The sequence below is a fragment of the Rossellomorea sp. FS2 genome (assembly GCF_047915635.1).
In the GTDB taxonomy this organism is placed as follows: domain Bacteria; phylum Bacillota; class Bacilli; order Bacillales; family Bacillaceae_B; genus Rossellomorea; species Rossellomorea marisflavi_A.
In genome coordinates this window covers 780,824-804,020 of record NZ_JBLRVS010000001.1, presented here as the reverse complement: position 1 = coordinate 804,020, position 23,197 = coordinate 780,824, and the positions used below count along the sequence as shown (strand labels likewise).

At 49.4% G+C, this 23,197-nt stretch carries 25 protein-coding genes and 1 pseudogene; 4 read left to right on the top strand and 22 right to left on the bottom strand.

Annotated features, from left to right (window positions below; genetic code table 11):
• Window positions 1–28: 28 nt before the first annotated feature.
• Genes ACNA6I_RS04300 through ACNA6I_RS04285 form a run of 4 tightly spaced genes read right to left on the bottom strand, consistent with a single transcriptional unit; the run spans window position 29 to window position 3,960 of the window.
• Complete coding sequence (locus ACNA6I_RS04300) at window positions 29–1,297, bottom strand: peptidase (RefSeq protein WP_416312974.1); 1,269 nt, start codon at window positions 1,295–1,297, stop codon at window positions 29–31.
• 7 nt (window positions 1,298–1,304) lie between these two features.
• Complete coding sequence (locus tag ACNA6I_RS04295) at window positions 1,305–1,970, bottom strand: 3-oxoacid CoA-transferase subunit B (RefSeq protein WP_048005806.1); 666 nt, start codon at window positions 1,968–1,970, stop codon at window positions 1,305–1,307.
• Window positions 1,949–2,647: a CoA transferase subunit A gene (locus tag ACNA6I_RS04290; protein ID WP_159129760.1), complete on the bottom strand. Its 699-nt coding sequence runs from the start codon at window positions 2,645–2,647 to the stop codon at window positions 1,949–1,951. Before ACNA6I_RS04290 ends, ACNA6I_RS04295 begins: the two co-directional genes overlap by 22 nt.
• Before the next feature lie 5 nt (window positions 2,648–2,652).
• Window positions 2,653–3,960, bottom strand: coding sequence for an aspartate aminotransferase family protein (locus tag ACNA6I_RS04285; RefSeq protein WP_252264807.1), 1,308 nt, complete (start codon window positions 3,958–3,960; stop codon window positions 2,653–2,655).
• A gap of 354 nt (window positions 3,961–4,314) precedes the next feature.
• Here ACNA6I_RS04285 and ACNA6I_RS04280 point away from each other — a divergent pair, with 354 nt between their 5' ends.
• Window positions 4,315–6,081, top strand: coding sequence for a methyl-accepting chemotaxis protein (locus ACNA6I_RS04280; RefSeq protein WP_252264808.1), 1,767 nt, complete (start codon window positions 4,315–4,317; stop codon window positions 6,079–6,081).
• Window positions 6,082–6,248: 167 nt separating this feature from the next.
• Here the strand turns inward: ACNA6I_RS04280 and ACNA6I_RS04275 are convergent.
• The 5 genes and pseudogenes from ACNA6I_RS04275 to rsgA form a co-directional block, all read right to left on the bottom strand.
• A pseudogene (locus ACNA6I_RS04275) lies at window positions 6,249–6,338 on the bottom strand (YjcZ family sporulation protein); the annotation flags it as partial.
• Between the two features lie 188 nt (window positions 6,339–6,526).
• Window positions 6,527–7,027 carry a PTS sugar transporter subunit IIA gene (locus ACNA6I_RS04270; protein ID WP_048005809.1) on the bottom strand — a complete coding sequence of 167 codons (501 nt, stop codon included), beginning with the start codon at window positions 7,025–7,027 and terminating at the stop codon, window positions 6,527–6,529.
• A gap of 70 nt (window positions 7,028–7,097) precedes the next feature.
• Window positions 7,098–7,523, bottom strand: coding sequence for a peptide-methionine (R)-S-oxide reductase MsrB (gene msrB / locus ACNA6I_RS04265; RefSeq protein ID WP_048005810.1), 426 nt, complete (start codon window positions 7,521–7,523; stop codon window positions 7,098–7,100).
• Window positions 7,520–8,062, bottom strand: a complete 543-nt coding sequence (msrA, locus tag ACNA6I_RS04260; RefSeq protein ID WP_048006363.1) for a peptide-methionine (S)-S-oxide reductase MsrA — start codon at window positions 8,060–8,062, stop codon at window positions 7,520–7,522. Before msrA ends, msrB begins: the two co-directional genes overlap by 4 nt.
• A gap of 247 nt (window positions 8,063–8,309) precedes the next feature.
• Window positions 8,310–9,380 (bottom strand): ribosome small subunit-dependent GTPase A, encoded by a 1,071-nt coding sequence (rsgA, locus tag ACNA6I_RS04255; RefSeq protein ID WP_416312973.1) that lies wholly within the window; start codon window positions 9,378–9,380, stop codon window positions 8,310–8,312.
• Window positions 9,381–9,675: 295 nt separating this feature from the next.
• Here rsgA and ACNA6I_RS04250 point away from each other — a divergent pair, with 295 nt between their 5' ends.
• A complete protein-coding gene (locus tag ACNA6I_RS04250) occupies window positions 9,676–10,416 on the top strand; it encodes a DUF4397 domain-containing protein (RefSeq protein WP_048005812.1) in 741 nt (246 codons plus the stop codon).
• A gap of 34 nt (window positions 10,417–10,450) precedes the next feature.
• Here ACNA6I_RS04250 and ACNA6I_RS04245 read toward each other — a convergent pair whose 3' ends face one another.
• Both ACNA6I_RS04245 and ACNA6I_RS04240 read right to left on the bottom strand, forming a co-directional pair.
• Complete coding sequence (locus tag ACNA6I_RS04245) at window positions 10,451–11,044, bottom strand: YpmS family protein (protein WP_048005813.1); 594 nt, start codon at window positions 11,042–11,044, stop codon at window positions 10,451–10,453.
• Window positions 11,045–11,058: 14 nt separating this feature from the next.
• Entirely contained in the window at window positions 11,059–11,871 is an 813-nt protein-coding gene (locus tag ACNA6I_RS04240; protein WP_251527283.1) for an SGNH/GDSL hydrolase family protein, read from the bottom strand.
• A gap of 297 nt (window positions 11,872–12,168) precedes the next feature.
• Between ACNA6I_RS04240 and ACNA6I_RS04235 the strand changes: the two genes are divergently transcribed.
• On the top strand, window positions 12,169–12,627 hold the full coding sequence (locus ACNA6I_RS04235) for a PCYCGC motif-containing (lipo)protein (RefSeq protein WP_148795746.1): 459 nt from the start codon (window positions 12,169–12,171) through the stop codon (window positions 12,625–12,627).
• A 42-nt stretch (window positions 12,628–12,669) separates the two neighbouring features.
• Here the strand turns inward: ACNA6I_RS04235 and ACNA6I_RS04230 are convergent, their stop codons facing one another.
• Window positions 12,670–13,512, bottom strand: a complete 843-nt coding sequence (locus ACNA6I_RS04230; protein ID WP_048014105.1) for a DegV family protein — start codon at window positions 13,510–13,512, stop codon at window positions 12,670–12,672.
• Window positions 13,513–13,700: 188 nt separating this feature from the next.
• On the bottom strand, window positions 13,701–13,946 hold the full coding sequence (locus ACNA6I_RS04225; protein WP_048005817.1) for a DUF2535 family protein: 246 nt from the start codon (window positions 13,944–13,946) through the stop codon (window positions 13,701–13,703).
• 184 nt (window positions 13,947–14,130) lie between these two features.
• Between ACNA6I_RS04225 and trhA the strand changes: the two genes are divergently transcribed.
• On the top strand, window positions 14,131–14,769 hold the full coding sequence (trhA, locus tag ACNA6I_RS04220) for a PAQR family membrane homeostasis protein TrhA (RefSeq protein ID WP_048005818.1): 639 nt from the start codon (window positions 14,131–14,133) through the stop codon (window positions 14,767–14,769).
• Between the two features lie 50 nt (window positions 14,770–14,819).
• Here trhA and ACNA6I_RS04215 read toward each other — a convergent pair whose 3' ends face one another.
• The 9 genes from ACNA6I_RS04215 to ACNA6I_RS04175 all read right to left on the bottom strand — a co-directional run bounded on the left by ACNA6I_RS04215 (window position 14,820) and on the right by ACNA6I_RS04175 (window position 23,125).
• Complete coding sequence (locus ACNA6I_RS04215; protein WP_048005819.1) at window positions 14,820–15,305, bottom strand: dihydrofolate reductase; 486 nt, start codon at window positions 15,303–15,305, stop codon at window positions 14,820–14,822.
• Window positions 15,302–16,096: a thymidylate synthase gene (locus tag ACNA6I_RS04210; protein WP_048005820.1), complete on the bottom strand. Its 795-nt coding sequence runs from the start codon at window positions 16,094–16,096 to the stop codon at window positions 15,302–15,304. Before ACNA6I_RS04210 ends, ACNA6I_RS04215 begins: the two co-directional genes overlap by 4 nt.
• A 381-nt stretch (window positions 16,097–16,477) precedes the next feature.
• Window positions 16,478–16,963 (bottom strand): NUDIX hydrolase, encoded by a 486-nt coding sequence (locus ACNA6I_RS04205; RefSeq protein ID WP_048005821.1) that lies wholly within the window; start codon window positions 16,961–16,963, stop codon window positions 16,478–16,480.
• Between the two features lie 230 nt (window positions 16,964–17,193).
• Complete coding sequence (locus ACNA6I_RS04200) at window positions 17,194–17,784, bottom strand: YpjP family protein (protein WP_048014102.1); 591 nt, start codon at window positions 17,782–17,784, stop codon at window positions 17,194–17,196.
• A gap of 353 nt (window positions 17,785–18,137) precedes the next feature.
• The gene (locus ACNA6I_RS04195; protein ID WP_048006364.1) at window positions 18,138–18,911 is read right to left on the bottom strand and encodes a class I SAM-dependent methyltransferase; all 774 of its coding nucleotides are present in this window, start codon (window positions 18,909–18,911) and stop codon (window positions 18,138–18,140) included.
• A gap of 81 nt (window positions 18,912–18,992) precedes the next feature.
• Window positions 18,993–19,424: a BrxA/BrxB family bacilliredoxin gene (locus ACNA6I_RS04190; RefSeq protein WP_048005823.1), complete on the bottom strand. Its 432-nt coding sequence runs from the start codon at window positions 19,422–19,424 to the stop codon at window positions 18,993–18,995.
• 16 nt (window positions 19,425–19,440) lie between these two features.
• Window positions 19,441–20,559: a conserved virulence factor C family protein gene (locus tag ACNA6I_RS04185; protein ID WP_416312972.1), complete on the bottom strand. Its 1,119-nt coding sequence runs from the start codon at window positions 20,557–20,559 to the stop codon at window positions 19,441–19,443.
• Between the two features lie 71 nt (window positions 20,560–20,630).
• Entirely contained in the window at window positions 20,631–22,508 is a 1,878-nt protein-coding gene (locus ACNA6I_RS04180; RefSeq protein ID WP_416312971.1) for an ABC-F family ATP-binding cassette domain-containing protein, read from the bottom strand.
• The gene (locus tag ACNA6I_RS04175; protein WP_416313214.1) at window positions 22,505–23,125 is read right to left on the bottom strand and encodes an HD domain-containing protein; all 621 of its coding nucleotides are present in this window, start codon (window positions 23,123–23,125) and stop codon (window positions 22,505–22,507) included. Before ACNA6I_RS04175 ends, ACNA6I_RS04180 begins: the two co-directional genes overlap by 4 nt.
• Window positions 23,126–23,197 lie beyond the last annotated feature (72 nt).

The window sequence follows — 23,197 nt, the reverse complement described above, 5'->3', positions numbered from 1 at the left end:
TAGCGACAACCGCTTATATTACCTTCCGTCATACGGGCTGATTGCACCATTCAACGATGAATCCAGCCAGGATCTCTGCCGACTTGAATACACTCTCAAGCTCAATGGATTCATCTGCGTCATGGGCAAGTTCCGTCGTCCCGGGTCCAAACACAGCCACCGGTATCCCGGCCCCTTTGGATAGGATCCCCCCGTCGGTTCCCCAAGGGGAAGCTTCGATGACCGGCCGGACCGAGCACACCTTCTGGAACTCTTCCGAAAGCGTTTGAATCAATGAATGGCCGGGCTCAAGACTTCCAGGCTGCCATCTGCCACCGAACCACTCGATCTCCACAGGGTGATGATCGAACCACTCATCAATCTTCTTCAGATCTCCAAGCGCATCGATCAATTCGTCCTCTACCGATTCCATATCCTCCCATGGTCCGACGCCGATCCTTCCTTCAATGATGGCCACATCCGGGACACTTGATGGCCATTCACCGCTGGAAATCTTCCCGATATTAATGGGCAGGGGAATCGGAATCTTATCATACAGCGGGTCATCCACACGATCGTTTCGATCCCTTTCCAGTTCATGGAGCCTCTGGATGACGGTGACCGCATTGTCGATCGCACTCACCCCTTCATACCTTGTGCCGCCATGGGCCGACTTCCCCTTCACCTTCAACCTGAACCACATGGAGCCCTGCTGCTTAGGAAAGATCTTCATATTCGTGGGTTCCGGGATGATGGCGCCATCAGCTACATACCCCCTCTGAAGGGCCGCAAGTGTCCCTGCGCCCCCGCTCTCTTCTTCGATGACGCTCTGAAAGATCACCGACCCCTTCAATGGAATCGCGAGGCTTTGGACCGCTTCGATGGCCAGAAGAAGGGACGCTGTGCCTCCTTTCATATCGGTGGAGCCGCGTCCATATAAGCGCCCGTTCTCCACCTTTCCACTATAGGGATCATCACTCCAGTCCTTTTTGTCCCCCGCAGGCACAACATCGATATGGCCGTTTAAGATCAGGCTTTTCCCTCCCCCCGTCCCCTTCAGGACTCCCACGACATTGGGGTTGCCTGTAAAGTGTTCACGGTCGCATCGATAAAAGGGATGGCACTCCACTTCCGTTCGATCAATCTCCCATATATCCAGGTCCATTCCGAGCTTCCGGCATTTCTCAATGATCACTGCCTGTGCTCCCGCTTCATTTCCCCTGATGCTGTCCTCCTGAACCAGACGTTGAAGAAACGCAATGGTTTCTTTCCTTCGTTCCGCTATGGCCTGTGCAATCAGATGTCGCTGCACGGTCATCCCCTCCTTATCCTTCCAAGAACAACACATTCGGATCTACGGAAAAGTCTGCTTCTGTCGATGAGCGGATGTCTTCGATGGAAAAAGGCTTGAAGATCTCCTTCAGTACCATCTCTCCGTTCTCAAATCGGAATACCGCCTGATCCGTGATGATCATGGAGACGCACTCCTTCGCTGTTAATGGGAGTGTACATTCCCGCAGGATCTTGGGCCCACCGAATTTATCCGTGTGGGTCATGACGACGATGACCCTGCGGGCGCACGCTGCGAGCTCCGTCGCTCCTCCCATCCCAGGGACCTTCTTCCCAGGGATGATCCAATTCGCCAAATCGCCCTTCCCGCTCACCTGCAGGGAGCCGAGTATCGTCAAATCGATGAGTCCCCTCCGGATCATGGCAAACGCCACCGCGCTGTCTGTGAATGCCCCTCCCTTCACCAGGGTGACGGGGTACCCCCCTGCATTACAGAGGGTTGGATCCTCACGACCTTTTTCAGGTGCTTCCCCGATCCCTATGATCCCGTTTTCCGATTGAAAGAGGACCGGAAATCCTCCTGGAAGAAAATCTGGTACCAGACTCGGGATCCCGATTCCGAGATTGACGACCGTATTTTCTTCTACTTCCTGAGCTGCCCTCCTTGCCAGGCGCTCTTTCAAACCGTTTCCCACACCCATCTCCAATCGACTCCTTCCGACGGTACAATGTAGTCGACAAATACACCTGATGTCACGACTTCTTCAGGATCCAATTCACCGAAGGGAACAATCTGCTCCGCTTCAACGATGGTGATATCAGAAGCCATGGCAACGACGGGGTTCGTGTTCCTCGCACTCTTATCAAAGATGAGATTACCGAATGTGTCTGCCGCTTTTGCCATGACGATCCCCACTTCCGCCGTCAGGGCCGTTTCAATCAGACATTTCTCCCCATTCAGCAGAACGGTCTGCTTCCCCTGATGCAGGTAGGGGTCGTCATAACCGATCCTGGTGACAATCGCCTGAATCCCGACTCCGCCTGCCCGGATGCGCTCGGCAAGGATCCCCTGGGGCGAAAACTCTACTTCGAGCTCGCCATCCCCCATCATCTTTCCTGCAATCGGATTCGATCCGATATGGGAGGCAATCACCTTCTTCACCCGCTTTGCCGCCACCAGCTGTCCGATGCCGATATGAGGGAACCCTGTATCATTCCCGATGATGGTGAGATCCTTCACTCCCCATGTCAGCACATGCTTGACGATGGTCGGTGGTGTCCCGATTCCGCCGAATCCACCAAACATCAGGTGCATTCCGTCCCTGAAGAGCGGCTTTATCTCTTCAAAACCCGATAGCTTGCTTTTAAGAACGCCCATCCTTCCTACTCCTTCCATTCTGTCGCAGACTCCCTCAACGCCGCTTTCAACCGCAGGCAGATTTCCTCCAGGTCCCGCTTTGAGCTGTTAAGGGGGGGAGCGATCATGATGGCGGACCCACTCCTTCCGTCGACGCCTGCTGCGGCAGGATATAGAAGGATCCCATTTTGGATCCCCTTCTTGACAATCAGGGATGTGAATGAACTCCCAGCCCCCTCCACCATTTCTAGTCCGATGAGGAGGCCCTTCCCACGGACCTCCTCGATAAACGGGAATTCGCCTTTGAGCTTTTCAAGGAGATTGCGCATATACGTTCCTTTTGATTGGACTTGTGAAATGATGTCCTCTTTATCAATCAATTTCAGTACTGCAAGGGCTGCTGCTGCGGATAGAGGATTGCCGCTGAATGTGTGACCGCTCATGACGACCTTCGACCCGCTGAGAACGGGATTCATTACCCGGTCAGAGACGAGTGTGGCCGCAATGGGAGCATACCCGGCACTCAACCCCTTCCCGATTGTGACGATATCTGCTTCCACCCCGGATTGCTCAAGCGTCAGAAACGTACCCGTCCGTCCACATCCGGTCATGACTTCATCGGAAATGTAGAGGATATCGTGGTGATCACAGATTTCCCGGATCCTCTTCTCATATCCCTTCGGAGGAACAATCGCGCCCCCTGCAGCACCGATGACGGGCTCAGCAACAAAGGCGGCGATTTGATCACTTCCGATACGGCGGATCATGGTATCGAGTTGGTCTGCACAGAATAATCCGCAAGAGGGATATTCTTTACCGAAAGGACAGCGAAGGCAATACGGGGGCTCCACCGTCGGCCAGTCCCCTAGATGACTGTCGAAACGTTCCCGCCTGACAGGATGACCGGACGCAGACAGCGCACCCATCGTGATGCCATGGTAGCTCAGCCATCGAGATAGAATACGAGTCTTCGAGGATCTACCCTGCTCCTGCCAATGCTGAATCGCAATCTTGATCGCCGTCTCTACTGCTTCCGATCCACTGTTGACAAAGAAACTCCAGGCATACCCCGTCTTTTCATATAAGAATGCCGCCAGCTCCTCGGCAGGCTGATTGCTGAACTGCGAGCGATAGACGAACGCTACCTTATTTCCCTGCTGGACGATCGACTGCAGGATATCTTCCATCCCATGACCCAGATTTGCGGTAACGGCCCCTGAACACGCATCAATATATTCTTGTCCACTATCATCATACAAATAGATCCCTTTCCCATAATCGATCGTCGGATAATATTCACCGATAAGCGGCTTGATCAAATGTGAACGAAGCATAGCGTCCCTCCTGAACGGATAATAATCTCTCTTTGTTCGATCTGGTTGGAGGCGATACATCAACCATCGATCCGGTAAATCCACGATTATTCAGCAGGATTCCAGCGGACACCATGTGTTGATAAGTGAAGTCCTTCTCCACTATATTTATGTTGAGATCTTGGAATCTTTCGTCTTCCTTAAAAAAACTTTGATTTCGTCCGAATCCCCCGTGCAGGATAATAGTCCCGAAAAATTCTCCCTTTTTCGACAATTTGATGGATTGACCACTAGATTAATCCTATGTATAAAGTTAAAATAATGGTAAGTTCAACCTGTCATACTACTTTTTTCTTATATAAGGAGGGGGAAACGGTGAAGAAAAAAATAAAACACCGAGATAAAAAGAAAGAAAAAGAGAAAAAGGGAAAGAAAAGCCCTTACTTTCGATCCATTCGCGGAAAAGTCGTCTTATCATTCAGCGTTCTTGCTGTCATCATATGGGTCCTAGCCTATACTTCCTATCTGAACACAACCAAGCTTGAAGCCGAAATGGACAAACTGATTGAATCAGACATGGCCATAGATGCCAAATCAAAGGATCTGTCCCGGCTGCTCAATGAAATCGAGATCGGTGAACAAGGTTATGTGATTACGGGTGCGAGCGGGTTCCTTGCTCCGTATGATAATGGAAAAAAACAAGTGAATGAGAATTTGGGAGAGTTAAAGAAGCTACTGAAAGACAACCCTGATCAAATGAGCAAGCTCGATAAAATCGACAAGCAGTACTCTTTCTGGATCCAATTCGTCGACCGGGTAATTGATAAAAGGGAAACAGCTGGCTTCAAAGAAGCCGCAGCCCTCGTGGAAACCGGAACCGGTAAGAAGTACATAGACGGGATCCGCTCCTATGTGGATATGATCACGGAGACCCAGGAGAAAGATCTTGGAAAACGGATGGATTCCCTCAACACGCTGGTGATGAATTCCAAGATCATCACGGGGAGCCTGTCCTTGTTGGCCATCATCCTCATCGTCATCTTCAGCCTATGGTTGTCGAGGACGATCCTGAAGAATACACGTAAAATCAGTGAATCCATCCTTGAAATCGCCGATGCCGGTGGAGACTTGACGAAGCGCATCCACGTCAAGAGCCGCGATGAGCTTGGCGGCCTCGCAGAGGATACGAATAAGCTGATTGCAGGCATTTCCGTCCTCGTCCGCCAGGTGACTGAAATGGCTGAAAACGTGTCGGCAAGCTCCCAGGAACTGCTTGCTTCTGCAGAGGAAACTTCTCACACGATCTCATCCATTGCCGAAACGTCAAGTGAAATTGCGGCAGGCAGTGAAGACACCACCTCCCGTATGTCTGCTTCACTGCAAAAGATGAATAGCCTTGAAGAAGCTTCCCGCTTCCTGTTCCAGCAGGCGGAGCAAGTGAAGTCCACTGCGATCGGGATGAAGAATGCCGCCGAAAAAGGCGGGGAATCCGTCCGTGAATCCTCTGAGAAGATGCAGGGAATCGAAGAAACAATGGCGCACACAACCCGGACCGTCGAGGCCCTCGGAAAACGTTCATCTGAAATATCCGCCATCATTGCAACCATCACGGATATTTCAGAACAAACCAATCTCCTTGCACTGAATGCCGCCATTGAAGCCGCCCGTGCAGGAGAGCACGGACGCGGATTCGCCGTGGTGGCCGATGAAGTACGAAAGCTTGCTGAACAATCAAGGGATGCAGCAAAAGGTGTGACGGGAATAGTCCACAGCATCCAAGAGGAAGTCGATCTTATCATTGACCAGAATGCCGAAGGGGTAAAAGAAGTCATCGCTGGAGTGGAAACAACCAATTTGACCAACTCTGCTCTCAAGGATATCCTCAAGCACACTGAGAGAACTTCTGCCGTGGTAGAAGAAATGGTAGGACATATCCATGAAACGCTGAACCTTTCTCAGGAAGTGGCTTCATCCTTTGCCGCCGTAAACGAAATCAGTGAGTCCACGGCCGCCAATACCGAAACAACAGCGGCCGCGGCCGAAGAAGGTTCCGCTGCTATGGAACAAGTGACGGCAAGTGCCTCAGAGCTCTCAAAGCAAGCGGAGGCACTAAAAGGGATCATCTCGAACTTCAAGATTTGAGAAGCCACCACCGACCGGGTAGACCGGAGAAAAGATCAACACAACACAAAAACCACGCCTGGAGTTCCAAGCGTGGTTTTTGTATGTGCAAAGGTGTATTCATGCCTCCCATCCAAAGGACGGTAAATTTCTTCCCCTGGATCCAGCGGGAGCTTCTGTTTGTTTTATCAATCCCCGCAGTAGCAAACGGCTCCAATAATGATCAATAAAATGAAAAGGACGACAATCAGGGCAAATCCGCCTGAATAGCCACCTGTCGGATAGCCATAGCCATACCCGCCCTGGTAACATGGGTCACAACCGTATCCATAATTCACGTAAACCACTCCTTAAGGTTAAGTGATTGAATCATATTTCTATACACTGTATGTCAATCACCCACAAAAGGTTTGTGTTTTTCCCCAAAAGAAAAGAGGACCGGCTACGGTAGCCCGGTCCCCTCACATCATTTTGCAGAAATCTCCAGGATTTCTCCGCTTCCTGCCTCTACCTTGGTTCCGTCCTTTTTCACAAGCTCGCCCATATCGTCCCCATTAGTCAAAATGACCGGAGTGATGGTGCTCTTGGCCTTTTCTTCCACCAGGCCGACGTCAAACGTAATTAGAGGGTCGCCCGCTTTCACCTTGGCACCTTCAGACACATGGGCCTCGAACCCCTCTCCTTTCATGGAGACAGTTTCAAGACCGATATGGATGAGCAGTTCCGCCCCGTTTGCTGCTTTGATCCCGACTGCGTGCTTGGTTGGGAAAAGCTGCATGATTTCTCCGTCTACCGGGGAAACCACTTTTCCATTATCGGGTACGATTGCGATCCCGTCCCCCATCATTTTCTGAGAGAACACTGGATCCGGTACTTCTTCCAGTGATTTGATTGTCCCCGACAAAGGAGCAACGACCGAGATTGTTTTAGGGCTTTCTTCTTTTTTACCGAATAATTTTTTAAACATATCATTCACCATCCTACTGTATATTTACACCTATGTACTCCGCCATAAACCTGGCGGATTGCTCTTCGATTCAATCAAAGAGCTTTTTAAATTCCCCGTAGCCTTCTTCTTCGAGTTTCTCCAGCGGGATGAACCTGAGAGCGGCCGAATTGATGCAATAACGGAGACCGGCCGGACCAGGACCGTCATCAAAGACATGCCCGAGATGGGAATCGGCTTCTTTGGACCGGACCTCTGTCCGTACCATAAAATGACTCCTGTCTTGTTTTTCGACGATGTCTTCCTTTTGGATCGGTTTTGTGAAGCTGGGCCATCCGCAGCCAGCGTCGTATTTATCCCGTGAGCTGAAAAGGGCTTCACCGGACACGACATCCACATAGATACCATCAGAGAAGTGGTCCCAATACTCATTCCTGAATGGAGGCTCGGTTCCATTGTTTTGTGTCACTTCATACTGTTCTGCTGTGAGTTTATTTTTTAGCTCTTCTTTACTCATCCTTCATCCCTCCAATGATGCTGAATGAATCCGGCGCGGCCGGATCCTATGCTGTATTGACGATAGTGTGTGGGATTCTTTTTATAGTAATCCTGGTGATATTCCTCTGCTGGGTAGAACTCGGATGCAGGGAGGATCTTGGTTGCGATCGGCTGACTGAATCGCCCCGAAGCAGCGAGTGCCTGCTTTGAAGCCTCCGCAGCCTCCTTCTGGCTGTCATCATGATAAAAGATGACGGTCTGATACGATTGCCCCCGATCATGGAACTGCCCTCCGGGATCAGTCGGATCGATCTGCTGCCAGTAGAGCTCCAGCAACTTTTCATATGGGAATACATCGGGATCATATTCGATCTGCACTGCTTCATAATGTCCGGTTGTCTCAGAGCATACCTGACGGTAAGTCGGATTCTTGACATGCCCTCCCGTATAACCGGATGTGATGCCGTAAATACCAGGCTGTTCATCGAATGGTTTGACCATGCACCAGAAACATCCCCCGGCGAAGGTCGCCCATTTTTTCTTCTTATCACCCGTCATGATCAACACCCTTTTCTTTTCGTGATTTCATACTGTAAGTGTACCCCAAATGCACTGAAAAGTTAAACAATCCGCCTTCCGGGACTTCGTACCGAGGTAATGTCCGGAAGATTCGATGAACCCGGCCTGTAAAGTAAAAAGTCCCTTTAAAGAGGGTGTTCGCACACCTCGTATTTAAAAGGGACCAGACCGTTATCATGAGTAAACCCTGTACCGGCTCTTCTCTTTCCCGATCATTGGTATTTCATCATCCGGTCAATGAGGAAGGTGCCGCTGCTTCAGTTTTCCGCTTCTTGCTCATGCTCTTCCATTTTTTCCTCTCGAGGGACTCGAGGCGCTTATTCCCCCGCCTTTCCATGTAGGCGATTTCCCGCTGCAGCTTTTCATAGTGAAGATATCGATCCTCACTCAACACCCCTTCCTCGATGGCGAGTCTGATGGCACAGCCTGGTTCACCACCGTGTGAGCAGTCATTGAACCGGCAGGAGCGTGCGAGCTCCTCCACGTCGTTGAACTGGGTGGACAGACCTTCGCTTCCGTGGAGGATCTGTATCTCCCTCATGCCTGGCGTATCGATAAGCGCCGCTCCCGAATCGAGGAGGAAGAGCTCCCGATGGGTCGTGGTATGCCTTCCTTTATCATCCGAATGCCTGACTTCCTTCGTTTTCTGCAGGCTTTCTTGAAGGAGTTCATTTGTCAGGGTGGATTTTCCCACTCCGGAAGAGCCCGTCAAGGCTACGGTCTTACCAGGGGTAAGATACGGATACAGCGCCTCCAACCCTGTCCGGTCCAGAGAACTGATGGCCATGACGGGCACCCCAAGAAGCGCAGCCTCCACTTCAGAAACCCGTTCAACCGCATCGGGGCAGACGTCGGCCTTCGTCAGGATCACAACGGGGGTTGCACCGCTCTCCCAGCACAGGATGACGTATCGCTCGATGCGATGAAGATTAAGATCGTCATTCAATGAGCTCAGAATGAAGACCGTGTCAATATTCGCAGCAATGATTTGCTCCTCTGCCTCATTCCCCGCCATTTTCCGTGAGAACTTGCTCTTCCTGGGAAGGACACGCTCGATGATAGCCTCATCCTTCCTGATTGCCACCCAGTCACCGACTGCTGGAAGATCTTCGCGGGAGTCTGATTGGAACCTCATCTTTCCTGTGACCTGACAAAGTAATCCTTCTTCCACGTCAGTCATCACTTTATAGAATCCTTTTTGTTCCGTGACCACCCGTGCCACTTCCATATGTTCTTCAAGATAGGGGGCATATTCCTCCCTGGCACTGCTGAAAATGATTGATTTATATTGATTCAATGGTATTTCCTCCCTAAAATAAAAAATCCATCCGCGTTCATCACGCAGACGGATTCTCCTTCAGGCAGAATGATCCCTGTTAATCCCGTTAGAGCACGGAAGCGTGATGAATGTGGTGTTTGTATCGGTATGTGTGGTTGAATGCTTCAGTCGTGAATCCCATATTCATCACCTGCTCTCTTTTGTCGTTATTCAAATTATATCATCATTATTCCGAAGTGCAAGAATATTTTCACCGTTTGGGCGATTGTGCATATTCTATCCTGTCAAGTCTGTACGAAGGAGAGATGTCTTCATGAGCCAAGAACAATATTTGAATAAAGCCGCGATGTATGATCTTTTGTCCTGCTACTACAAATATTCCAATCCGAATATGCACCATCATTATTATCTGAAACACCTTAAATATATGAGGCTTGCCCTGGAAGCCCAGAGAGCCGATCTGACGACGGCTGCCCAACCGAGCTATGTCCGGGTATTCCACGGAGTACCGGATGCCGGTGAGGTCGATGTTTATGTCAATGGTCACCGCGTCCTGCGGAAACTCGCATTCAAGGATGTCAGCGACTACCTCACCCTGCCGGGGGGCAAATACCATATTGATGTGTATCCGACAGGAACCAGTACAGAAACGATCATCAGCAAAAAGGTAAAAGTCGATCCGGGTAAGGCATACACGTTGGCAGCAGCAGGAACCACGAAAAAGCTGCAGCTCCTTCCATATGTGGATGAACCTGGTGTCCCTGCCGGTGAAACGAAAGTGAAATTCATCCACCTTTCACCGGATGCCCCTGCCGTTGACATCGCGGTCAAAGGAAGAGATGTCATCTTCCCGAATGTCTCCTTTAAGCAGGCAACGGAATACCTGGGATTGACTCCGATGACCGTCGACCTCGAAGTCAGGCCGGCAGGATCAAAGGACGTTGTCCTGTCCATCCCTGATGTCAAATTCGAGGCGAATCAGGCCTATACGATTATTGCAGCGGGCTTCGCAGGCGGCGAGCCTGCCCTGGAAGCTGTGCTCATCAACGGATAAATAAGAAAGTAGGCAGCCGGAAGGCTGCCTTCTTTTAGTTTTGCAGGGCGCGATCAACGGGAACGAGCAATCGGAAGGAGATACGGTCATCCTTCAAATTGAACTCATTGGCGCGCACCTTGATGTCGCTCTTCAGCTCCATATCCTGAAGGGCCACGTAGATTTCTTCATCATTTGGTCGAATCTTCACCCACTCGGGGAAATTATAGGAGTCCCTTACGATTTTAAGCACGTAGGAGACCGGTAATTTGAGTTTACCCAGTGAGATGGATTTCTGCTTCAACAGGATATCCCCATTCTCTAGGGCTTCCGGTTCGAATGTCAATTTAAAATCCAGATTCGAGGTGAACACCGGTACGGAACCGATGAGTTCGACATCATCTTTCAGCTGTACCCCGTAATCAACCGGGCCATCCATGCCCTCTTCTTCAATATAATGCTCGATGATCAGGTTCAGATCCTCTTTGTCTGTCTGGATATTGAATCCGACATCATTGTTCTCATCAGGATTCCCTTTAGGGACCGGGTCGTCCTTGATCGGTGCAGACACCATGATCAGGAGGACGATGATCACTGCCAACATCAGCCCGGCTAAAGCAAAGAACCCCACTTTCCATTTGCTCTTCATGGCGACTCCTCTTCCTATTGATTTTTCTCTTTACGCGTCAACGAAGCTAATGTTTCCCCCTTCGTCATCCTTTTAAACATGCGCTCTGCAATGAGCTCATACCCATCGTCATTCGGATGGAAATAATCCTCGAACAGCAATTCATCCCCGGCATCGATGAAGAGATCGTCAATCTCGACGAACAGGGAACGATCATAGTCATCCAGCACCTCACGACTTCCTTCATTCCAGCTATCAATGATTTCTTCCACCTCTTCAATATCGGAGAACCAGGTGTTGAAAGGATTATATAGCCCGACAAGGACGATTCCGGCATCTGGATTGTATTCCCTGATCGTATCAAGGATTTCTTTCAGGCGTTCCTGATAGGCAATTTGCTCCTGTTGAAAGACATCAAGCTTCAGCTTGGAAAGATTCTGCTTGAAGATCTTCATGACATCATTGCCTCCGATCGTGATCATGACCACGTCGGATTTTTCAATGGATGATTTCACTTCTTCGGTTTTGATCTTTTTCAACAATTGATCCGTCCGATTTCCCCTGATGCCATAATTATGGAACTCGGCATCCTTCACACCATCGGTGGATTCAAGAAGCTTCTCAAGATAAGGAACATATCCCCCGCTGTTGGTACTGTCTCCAACCCCCTGGGTCAGGGAATCCCCGACAGAGGTGACATTCATATTCTTCGGAATGAACGCTTCTGGAGGCTGGTCTTTTTCCCAGTCGGAAACCTGCCTCGAAACATGCTTCGCCGCATCTTCTATGGAACACCCCGATAAGAAAAATACAAAAGCGAGAATGAGGACACTCCATTTTTTCATCATATTCACCTCGCCTTTCCTTTATATATAGTATATCACTCTTCATTCAGACCGAAACATGATCCAGACGTTTTGAAGTTACTAGTGTATCAGATAAAGAGGCATCACGGCAATAAGTCCCTGTCCCGACCAGAAGGTGAAGGCGCATACAATCCAACTTCCGATTTGTGACAAAACGTTCAACATTCTATGACTATTGTATGTATGGCACTCTGATAAATGAATGTTACAATTCAATTACATACGATAGAGGAGGAGGTTTTTAAATTGAAGCAACGTCAAGTGTTTATCTCTTTTTTCATGGTGATGACGCTCCTCATCGCCGGATGTTCCGAAGAGGAAAAAACAACAGAGGAGCATGATCACGAAAGCCATGCAGTCATGAATGAGGACATCCAGGAAGAAACCTCATCACCGGAGATCCTCCCTTCATTCCTTGACGGGAAAGAGGATACAATGAAGACGATTTATGCGGCATCGGCTCAGCATCAGGAACTTCTTGAATACATACCGTGCTACTGCGGATGCGGTGATTCTGCCGGACATAAAAGCAATTTCAACTGCTTTGTCCAACAGAAGAATGGCGAGAAGACCACATGGGATGACCATGGGACCCGCTGTGGGGTATGCCTGGAAATTGCGGCCGAATCCATCGTCGAATATAACAAGGGCAAGTCCATCAAGGAGATTCGCAAGACCATCGATGAAAAGTACAATGAGGGCTATGCGAAGCCGACCCCTACCCCGATGCCTTCCTGATTGCAAAAAAGGACGAAAGCCTGGGCTTTCGTCCCTTTTTGATCAATCCGTATAATAAGTGAAGCCGATTGCCCCGATCCCCGTGTGGGTGCTGATGATCGGTGTGGTGACGCCGATATCGAATTGATCATATCCGGTCTTTTCGGCAATTTTTGATTTAAGGTTCTGGGCAAGGGCCAATCCATCGGCATGACAGAGCCCGACACCTTTGATCGTTTTGCCCTTCACATCCTCCATGAACTGTTGCACAAGGAATTTCACGACCTGGGTGTGACTCCTGACTTTTGCGACGGGAGTATATTCTCCGCCTGCAAGGGAAGCAATCGGCTTGATGTTCAGCAGGGAGCCGATCATGGCTTTCCCCTTTCCGATACGCCCACCCTTGACGAGGTTCTCGAGCGTGTCCACTACCACATAAAGCTGTGTCTTCTCCCGGATTTCCGTAATGGCCTCCAGGATGTCCTCCACACCTTTTCCTTCTTTGGCAAGCCTCGCCGCCTCGATCACCTGAAAACCGAGTCCCCGCGAAATGAACCGGGAGTCGACAACCGTTACATCCGTCTCGGTAATTTCGGCAGCGGACTCAGCGGACCGGACCGTTCCACTCATGCCGCCCGTCATATGGATGGAAATCACTTTCGATCCATCTTTCCCGAGCTCGTCATATAGCTCTGCGAATACCCCTGCTGAAGGCTGTGAGCTTTTAGGAAGTTCATCCGATGCTTTCATCTTTTCCAGGAACATTTCAGGTGAAAGATCCACTCTATCTAAATAGGTTTCCCCTTCGATGAAGATCGAAAGTGGAACCACATGTATATCCAAGTCCCCGATCATGTCTTCCGATAAGTCTGCTGTTGAATCAGTTACAATTTTGATTTTCTCCATGTTAGCCACATCCTATCTTCCTTATCCCTCTCATTATAGCGTGCTTTGTTTGAGATTTAAATAGATGAAAAGGATTTCACCGTTTCTACACAAAACGGGCTTCCATGACTTCGCCGCGAATCACCCGGCCACATACGAATAAAGTGCCACTGCAAAGCTCTATAGCTAAGCAGCGGCACCCTACCCGGTCAAGCGTTGTTCTTCAGCTCTTCTGATTGATAAATCTTTTCGAATTCCGACCATTTCAACGTTCTCTTCAAGTATTCCCTGAAACTGTAGGTCCCTGGTCCCTGCTTATGCAGGCTGCCCAGATAAAGCCGCAGCCTCATATTCACTGTGAACCAGTGGGGGTGATCATTTCTCATGACCGGGATCCCGTGGACCTTAATCTTCTGTCCATACTTTGTTTTGAACTCAATGGTTTTTGTCAGCAAAGTATCAATCCTCTTTTATGCCCGTCTGTACTCCTATTATACCTCAATTCCCACTGCAGAATATGTCAAAACCTACACTGGTAAAAAATTTATCTCCCCATCCCTTTAATGTGATAAAGTTTGCATTCGCTCCCCAAGAGATTTATCATGGAGGGACAATCCCATTCAGAAAGGATGTTTTTGATTGACCTATGATTTCGATTTTTCAAACTGGAAGGAAGAGATAGCCAACGCCATCACCCATGGAATCGGCTTGATTATGAGTATCCCAGCGCTCATCATGCTGGTTGTTTTCGCCGTGGATAAAGGTTCGGCTTGGCACGTGGTCAGCTTCTCCATATTTGGTGCATCCATGATCCTTCTCTATCTCTTCTCCACTCTCCTTCACAGCTTTAAACCCTCTAAGGCAAAGAATGTTTTCGCTGTCCTGGATCATTCAGCCATCTATGTGCTCATCGCCGGCACTTACACACCCCTTATGCTCGTGAGCGTGAGAAGTGCCCTTGGTTGGACATTATTCGGGATTGTATGGGGGCTTGCCATCGTCGGAATCATCTTCAAGTGTTACTTCGTGGACCGATTTCAAATCGTATCGACCCTCTTCTACCTTGTCATGGGGTGGCTCGTGCTTGCGGCCATCAAGCCTCTTTATGCAAGTCTCACTCCTGCGGGATTCGATCTGTTGCTTACGGGCGGTATCCTCTATTCTGTCGGAGCCGTCTTCTACGTGTGGAAGAAGATTCCTTACAATCATGCCATTTGGCATCTGTTCGTACTGGCAGGCAGCAGCTTCATGTACTTCTGCATCCTGTTCTACGTATGAGTGCACTGCAAAAAAAGCAGTCAGCCCACAATTGGGGCTGACTGCTTTTTTCATTTACGTATGAAGATCTTGAACTCATAATCATAGGGATTTTTTTCGTCTTTCAATCCCTTTTCCGATTCTACAAGGGTGAAATCATCCCAAGGGACTTCTGCCATATGGGTATCACCTTCGAAGGCGTGGTGGATCGTGGTCACATAGAGTTTATCCGCATAGGGCAGGAACTGCTCGTACACGTTGCTTCCACCGATGATGAACGTCTCCCCCTGCTGTTTATCAGCAAATGCCAAGACCTCTTCCACGTGATGGAAGACCGTGCATTCATCATGGGTGAAAGAAGCATTCCTCGTCAGGATCACATTCTCCCTTCCAGGCAGCGGCTTGCCGAACGATTCGAATGTCTTCCTTCCCATCACTACCGGATGACCCAGTGTCGTCCGCTTGAAGAACTTAAGATCTTCCGGTATGCGCCAAGGCAGGGCATTGTCCTTGCCGATCAACCCGTTTTCATCCATTGCCCAGATAAATGAAATCATACAGACACGACTCCTTTGATATGGGGATGCGGATCATACCCGCTCAAGGTGAAATCTTCAAACCGGAATCCGAAGATATCCTTCACGTCAGGATTGATCTCGAGCTTCGGAAGAGGACGTGGCTCCCTTGTCAGCTGCAGGTTCACCTGTTCCACATGGTTCTGATAGATATGAACATCGCCGAATGTATGCACGAATTCACCCGGTTCGAGATCGCATACCTGAGCCACCATCATGGTAAGGAGGGCATACGATGCAATGTTGAACGGGACACCGAGGAAGACATCGGCAGACCGCTGGTAGAGCTGACAGGACAGCTTGCCATCCGAGATGTAGAATTGGAACAAACAATGGCACGGCGGTAGGGCCATGGAATCTACATCTGCTACGTTCCAAGCACTGACGATCATTCGTCTGGAGTCTGGATTATTCTTGATGGTGGTGATGAGGTTTTTGATCTGATCGATCGTTTCCCCATCTTTTCCAGGCCAGGATCTCCACTGATGGCCATAGACCGGTCCAAGCTCGCCGTTTTCATCGGCCCACTCATTCCAGATCCTTACCCCGTTGTCCTGCAGATATTTCACATTGGTATCCCCATTCAGGAACCAGAGAAGTTCATGGATGATCGATTTGACGTGAAGCTTCTTCGTTGTAACGAGAGGAAACCCTTCCTGAAGATCGAATCTCATCTGATAGCCGAAGGTACTGATCGTACCCGTACCAGTCCTGTCCCCTTTTTCCGTACCATTATCAAGTACATGCCTGCATAAATCTAAATATTGTTTCATCTGTGATCACCTTCATATCTTATTGATTGGCCTTCGTCATCTTGACCGGTCCATAGCTGCAAAAGACTATTTTACCAGAAAGAACGAGAATATCATATGATGACGATCAGCGACACTTTATCAATAGTGTACATGATTGCTCTTCCCCCCACAATGCTTGCAAAGGGATCGGGTAAAGAAGCACGCCAAGATACCGTTTTATTCGTCCGGAAAATCACTTGAGTTAACATGGACCTCTATCATCCGGTTTCAGCAGGGATCAAGGAATATATCATTGTATGAATTCCATATCCCGTGTATGTGATCCTTCAGCATACTGAAGTTCCCCACCCGATTTCTTTACCTATGAATAAGAGTCGGGGATCGGAGGACGGGCCCCGCTTATATCCTTCTCTTGGATTTCACTTTAAATTCAGGCTTGGTTACATAGTCCATATACTGAACGCTGCCCTCAAAATCTACATAAGTCTGATAGCGCGTACGAAGGGCCGGGGTGGATATCAAGTTCATCACTTCCCCTTTATCGACCCAGCGTGCCTCTGATGTTTCATCCGATGTGGTGAATTCACCGCCCAGGGGTTTGCAAACAAAATCAAACATCACTTTAGTAGGGACGATCTTCACCCCGCTATGTCCCTCATACGTGGCTGTATTCGAAAAAACGCCAACCAAATGGGAAACCATCACATCCATCCCGCTTTCTTCTTTCATTTCTCTTACCACTCCGTCGATCAGGTTTTCCCCGACCTCTATCTGACCTCCCGGAAACACCCACTGACCATCACGACGGGTTTTCACTAACAGAATCTCATCTTTCGCATTCTCAACAAAACCCGCAGCAGCAACAATATGCACCGGCATTTGCATCCCATTCTCCTCCAATAAACATCCACCCTCCCTCGTTCCGTCAAAGGGAAATGGAAGTAGTGACTTACGCATACAATTCTTTTACCCACACCCGCCTTCGCGATGCCCCCCCCGGACCTATACCATTGTCATCCCTGTCACGGAGGATCCATTTTCAAGCATGTATATGGGTTTCAACGTGAAAACACATATAAAAAAAGCGCGATCATCGTGCATCGCGCAACTTCCTATTATGAAAGGCTCCTCCACTGCGGAGGCATATTCTTATTCCAATAGATGCTTCCAAGATCATGATGGGCCATGAATTGATCATGTGCAGTATGATAGTGGAAGTTGAAATAATATCCGTCTTTTGGCGGGTGATCCTTCCTTACATGAAACCGGATCACGTCTTTTCCGGTACGGCTGTCGTAAATGTGAAAGATTTTCTCCGTCTTGACGTATTCCGGCACCTCTGAAATGACAAGTGAGCTCAAGTCTTCATCAGGAAAATCAGTAGCGGTCCTTGCAATGGCTTTTTCAAGATTCGGAAGCACGACCGATCTGAATTCATCTTCGATCACAGGCTTGATTTTCGTGCCGAATTTTTCATAAGAATGAAGTTCAGCCTGAGCCATTATGGTTTCCAGGAAGGCCTCCCTTGAAAGGGTCCCTTCTTCTTCCACAGGATCTTCCGTACTCGATTCGAAGGTGGATGATTTTCCGTTGCCTTTTGCAAGGGCGTGATTGTCCTCATTCAGGAATGGCTGGGTCGGGGAAACCAGACCGAATGTCAGGATGGATAATAGGATGAAAAACGATTTTTTGATCCAGATCGACATAGGGAACGTCCTTTCTTTTTTGGTAGCGTATATCGTCGTTGGTAGGGTCATTTTGTTTTTTTATTGGATGATCGTGCCCGCAGGATGAACGGGTCACAGACTGATTATCTATCATTATACTATCTTTTCTGAAAAAGTGGTGAAAAAGCTTTCATTTTCCGAGGATAACATGCTCCCGATGTGGTAGTATAGGATTAGAAGTATGTGTAAAGGAGAGAAAAAGATGGATACTGGCTTGATGATCAGCATTGGTTTTTTACTATTGTTAGGATATTTTTGCGTATTGGCCGTTACCGATTGAGTAAAAAAGGACCCGGAAGCATTGGCTTCCGGGTCCCTTTTTTTCCATTCCGTCATGGCAGATCGATAAAGCCATAGTGAAATTTCGATGAAGGTCTGATCAGGACCTTGAAGTGGTGTTCATCGAACAAAGTCGAACGGAAATGTTCTTTCAAGAGCACCCTCCTTTTCGCCACCCGTTTTGCTTCCTCCACCGTTTCATGGGTGAGCCGTTCATAATGGGCCCAGCTCCGGATCGGGTTGATACCTTGGGAATCGGTCAAGCCTTCTTCAAACATGGGATCGAAGTAGACAACGTCGAAGGAGTCATCCGGCAGTTCCTTCAAGAAGGACTGTGACAGACCATCGATCACCTTGACCCTCCTCATGGCATCATTGAGCTCAGGCAGTGGGGATACCCACTCCTTCATTCCACGTTTGAGGATATGGGCGACATACGGATTGGCTTCGACTCCCGTTACAGATCCGGTCCGGCCGACCACCGCGCTCGCGATGATGCTATCGGATGCGAGGCCCAATGTGCAGTCGAGCATGGTCATTCCCTTTTTCAATCCTGCCGCTTCAATGAACGGATCGGATTCTCCCCTAAGGACTCTTTTGATCCGGAATGAAGCGGAGTTCGGATGGAAGAAGAAAGGCTGCTCACCCCTCCGATGAAGCTCATCCCGCTCTTTCCCCAGGACCAGACAGTCTGCCTGATGGAGGCTCATATAATTGGCGATGGACCTTTTCTTCCGTTCAATATAGGGGATCTGGAACTCCTCTGCAAGGGTTTTAGCCCTCAACTTGACGGATTCATCGGCCCTGCCAGAGGTTGTAACGAACATCTCTTCCATTTGATTCACCTGTTTTCCTGATAAAGTCTCTACATAAAAAAGGACGGATGGCCAAATGCCATCCGCTGCCTTTTAGCAGTGTTGCTCGAACGCACCCGTCAAATTGGAGATGATGCTGCCGATATCATGGTCTTCGATTTCTTCACGAGGGATGAAATGGACGACTTCCTTTCCTTTCAGGAGTGCCATGGAAGGAGAGGACGGCTCATAGCCCTTGAAGTATTCGCGCATCTTCACCGTCGCTTCTTTGTCCTGTCCTGCAAATACCGTGACAAGATGATCCGGTGCCTTGTCATTCAATACCGATTGCGTCGCAGCCGGACGGGCAAGTCCTGCTGCACATCCGCAAACCGAATTCACGACAACGAGGGTCGTTCCTTCCGCTGCTTCCATAAAGGTTTCTACTTCCTCTTCATCCTTCAATTCTTTGAATCCTGCTCCAGTCAGCTCTTGTCTCATAGGCTGTACAAGCTGCCTCATATATTCTTCATATGCCATTGACATAATGTCATCATCCTTTCTAGTCTTTTTGTGAACGGGCTTCGGTCATTTGCTTCCAAACGGATCCTTTGGCTTCTTCTCCGCCTTCAATCCTCTCGATGGCCATCTTCACCTGCAGCCTTACTTCGAACTCTGGATCATGTTCTGCATCCTTCAGTCCACCGAGTGCGCTCTCATCACCGACTTCATACAGATACATGGCGGCACGCCAACGGACCAGCTTGCTCTTATCTTTGAGGGCGAGTGTCATGACCGGAATTGCCTGGGTGAATCCGAGATCCGAAAGACAATCGCCCGCCGTGCGCCTGACGGACACAGATGAGTCCTCCAGTCCTTTATATAAAAGGGGAAGGACTTTTTCGTCCTCGATCATCCCTGCATAGACGACGGCAAGCCTGCGGATCGACACTTTCTCATCGTCCAGTGCCTTTTCCAGGAGGGGAAGGTCTTCAACTGTCGGATCTTCCATTGCATCAAGCCGCTCATAGCGAATTTTCCAATCCGCTTCCTCAAGATCAGCAAGAGTGAGCTTACGTCTTTTCCTCGGCTCGGGGATGGTGGTATCACCAGCCTGCTCGACCAGTTCCTTCAGGCGTCTTTCAGGGAAGGCGGCCTGTAGTTCATCGATTACCTGGGCCCCGATTTCCTCCAGGTCACCGTACCGGACACCATAGTCCTTCCATTTCCGGAGCAGGACGACATTGTCCCCTTCTTTTTGGGCCTGACCGATGGCCTCGATATAGGCTTCCGGAAGAGAGAAGCGTTTTTCAGCTTCCCCGTCCGTCAGCTTGACCTGCATCGGGATTCCTTTGAACATCTGTACGGACACATTGACCTCTCCGAAATGTTCTTCCATTTCCCCCGATTCCGACTGGGCTCCTTCTTCACCAAAAGCCTGTCTTACTTCTGATAGAAGGGACTGCCAGTCATATTTGGCATTCCGTTCAACGGCAAGGAAATCCGCGACATGATAGACCCCTTTGATCCCTTCTATGGAAAGGATGGTTTTGATGACGGGAGGTGCCCCGTCCGCCTGGTCCTTTTTATAATTATTGCTCCGGCCCGCCTTCAATTCTTCGTCGAGAAGAACCTTCATCGTATTCGGACTCGGAGTCGGTTCGATCGAGAGTATCCTCACTGTATGCTCCCCTTTCTCAAGATCTTTTCCTCATTTTATCATAACGTGTGCTTTCCGCTAAATGATCGGTCCTACTCGGCGAATTCGGACAGATAGCTCCAGCGCTCGATAAGGTGTTCTAGCTGTTCGTTGAGCTTGGCACTCTCGTCCATAAGCTGTTGTGCTTTCGTGAAATCACTGCCGATTCCCTGAAGTTCCACATTGACCTGTTCGATCCTTGATTCGATGTCCGCCATCTTGTCTTCCAGCTCATCCCATTCCCTCTTCTCCATATAGGACAGGCGTTTTTTTTCTTTCTGAACTGCCTGGGGAGCCGGTTCCTTCTTCGTGGCCTGGGGTTTGACGGCTGCCTGCTGAGATCGTTCAAGGTATTCGGTATATTCCCCTATATAGGAATCGATGCTTCCCTGCCCGTTGAAGATCAAGAGCTCTCTTGCCGTCTTGTCAAGGAAATAGCGATCATGTGATACGGTGATGACCACGCCGGTAAATTCATGGATATAATCCTCTAGGACCGTCAATGTTTCCGTATCAAGGTCATTCGTCGGCTCATCCAGAAGCAGGACATTGGGTTTCCCCATGAGGAGCCTCAAAAGGAACAGTCTCCTCTTCTCTCCACCGGAAAGCTTCCGTATCAGGGTCCCATGGGTGCTCATCGGGAACAGGAACCGCTCGAGCATGGATGTGACTGAAATCTGCTCACCCTTATCGGTGGTCACGTACTCCCCAGACTCCCTGAGATATTCGATCATCCTCATGTTTTCATCAAGTTCTTCATGTTCTTGCGTATAATAGGCAATCTTTACGGTCTGACCGGTCATAAGTTCACCGGAGGTCAATTCCTCGCGGCCGGCAAGGATGTTCAGGAGCGTGGACTTGCCGCTGCCGTTTTTCCCGACAATCCCGATCCGGTCCTTGGGCTTGATGAGCCGGTTGTATCCGTCAAGGATGACATTCCCCTGGAAGGTCTTCACAGCATCCTTCAATTCGAATACCTGCTTCCCGAGGCGGTCACCGCCGATGGAAACCTCCATCTCCTGATTCCTAGTGCCTGATCCCTTCGCATCCTCCAGTTCATCAAAGCGCTGGATGCGTGCTTTTTGCTTGGTGGAACGGGCCTTTGCGCCCCTCCTCATCCAGGCAAGCTCACGGCGGTAGAGGTTGTTCTGCTTGATTGACTGTTGCCGTTCATTTTCTTCCCGGACGGCTTTGGCTTCGATGAAGTCGGCATAGTTCCCTTTATAATGGAACAGCTTCCCGCCATCCAGTTCAAAGATGCGATTCGTGACCGCGTCAAGGAAATAGCGGTCATGTGTAACCAACAGGACCGATCCATTGTATCTGCCCAGGTAATCTTCCAGCCATTTGATGGACTGATAGTCGAGATGGTTCGTCGGCTCGTCCAAAATGAGAAGGTCCGGGGTCTCGATTAGCACTCCGGCTAGTGCGACACGCTTCTTCTGCCCACCGGATAATTCCCCCATGCGCTTGGAGAACTCGGTGATGCCGAGCTTGGTCAGAATCGCTTTTGCTTCTGCACTCGCTTCCCAGGCATTCAGATTATCCATCTCTTTCTGTGCGTTCATGAATTCAGACTGGATCCCTTCATTTTCATAGCCGTTTTCCATTTGGAGGAGGGCCGATTCGTATCTCCTCATGGCCTTCATCACAGCGGCCTCCCCTTTGAAGATCTGCTGAAGGACCGACAGATCAGGATCGAAGGATGGATCTTGAGGAAGATACGCGATCCTGTAGTCATTCGGCTTCATGATTTCGCCTGAATCACCTTCTTCTATGCCGGCAATCAGTTTCAACAGACTCGACTTACCCGTTCCATTGACGCCGATGAGGCCGACGCGCTCCCTTTCTGCAATGGAGAAGGAGATCGCATTGAAGATCGTCTTCTCCCCATATGTTTTCGACAGGTGTTCTCCTGTAATCATTCTCATTGTGGACCATTCCATTCTATAGTGAATTGCCTGATGAAGTCTTTCATGACTGCATGGCGCTCTTCTGCGAGGCGTTTTCCCGTCGGTGTCAGCATTAGGTCTTTCAACTTGAAGAGTTTCTCATGGAAATGATTGATGCTTGTGGAAGGACCATTCCTGTATTCATCGTTCGTCATTCGCTCCCTGACGGGAAGATCGGGAAGATGGATGGGTTGGCCCTTCCACCCTCCATAGGCGAAAACCCTTGAAATGCCGATTGCACCCATGGCATCAAGACGGTCTGCATCCCTGAGCACCTTTGCTTCAGGTAATACGGGGTCATCGGTGCTTCCACCTTTGAACCCCATGGAGTGTATCACTTCCCGGATCGTCTCCAAGGTCTCTATTGTAACAGGCAACTGAAGGAGCCACCCCTCAAGCTTCCTTGTTCCTTCACCGAGTGTCGGATTGAGCTTTTCGTCGGCCACGTCGTGGAGGATCGCCGCCCACTCTAAGACGTCTCGATCTCCGATTTGGTCTTCTTCTGCTATGTATAAAGCGAGCTTCCTCACGCGCTCAAGATGATGCCAGTCATGACCACCAGGGTCGAGACCATACGTCCGGCGCATCTCTTCCATCAGATCAAGCTTATTCAAAACCCTCACACCTTTCACCCCATTGTACCAATTTCCCCTTCCCATTTGAAGAAA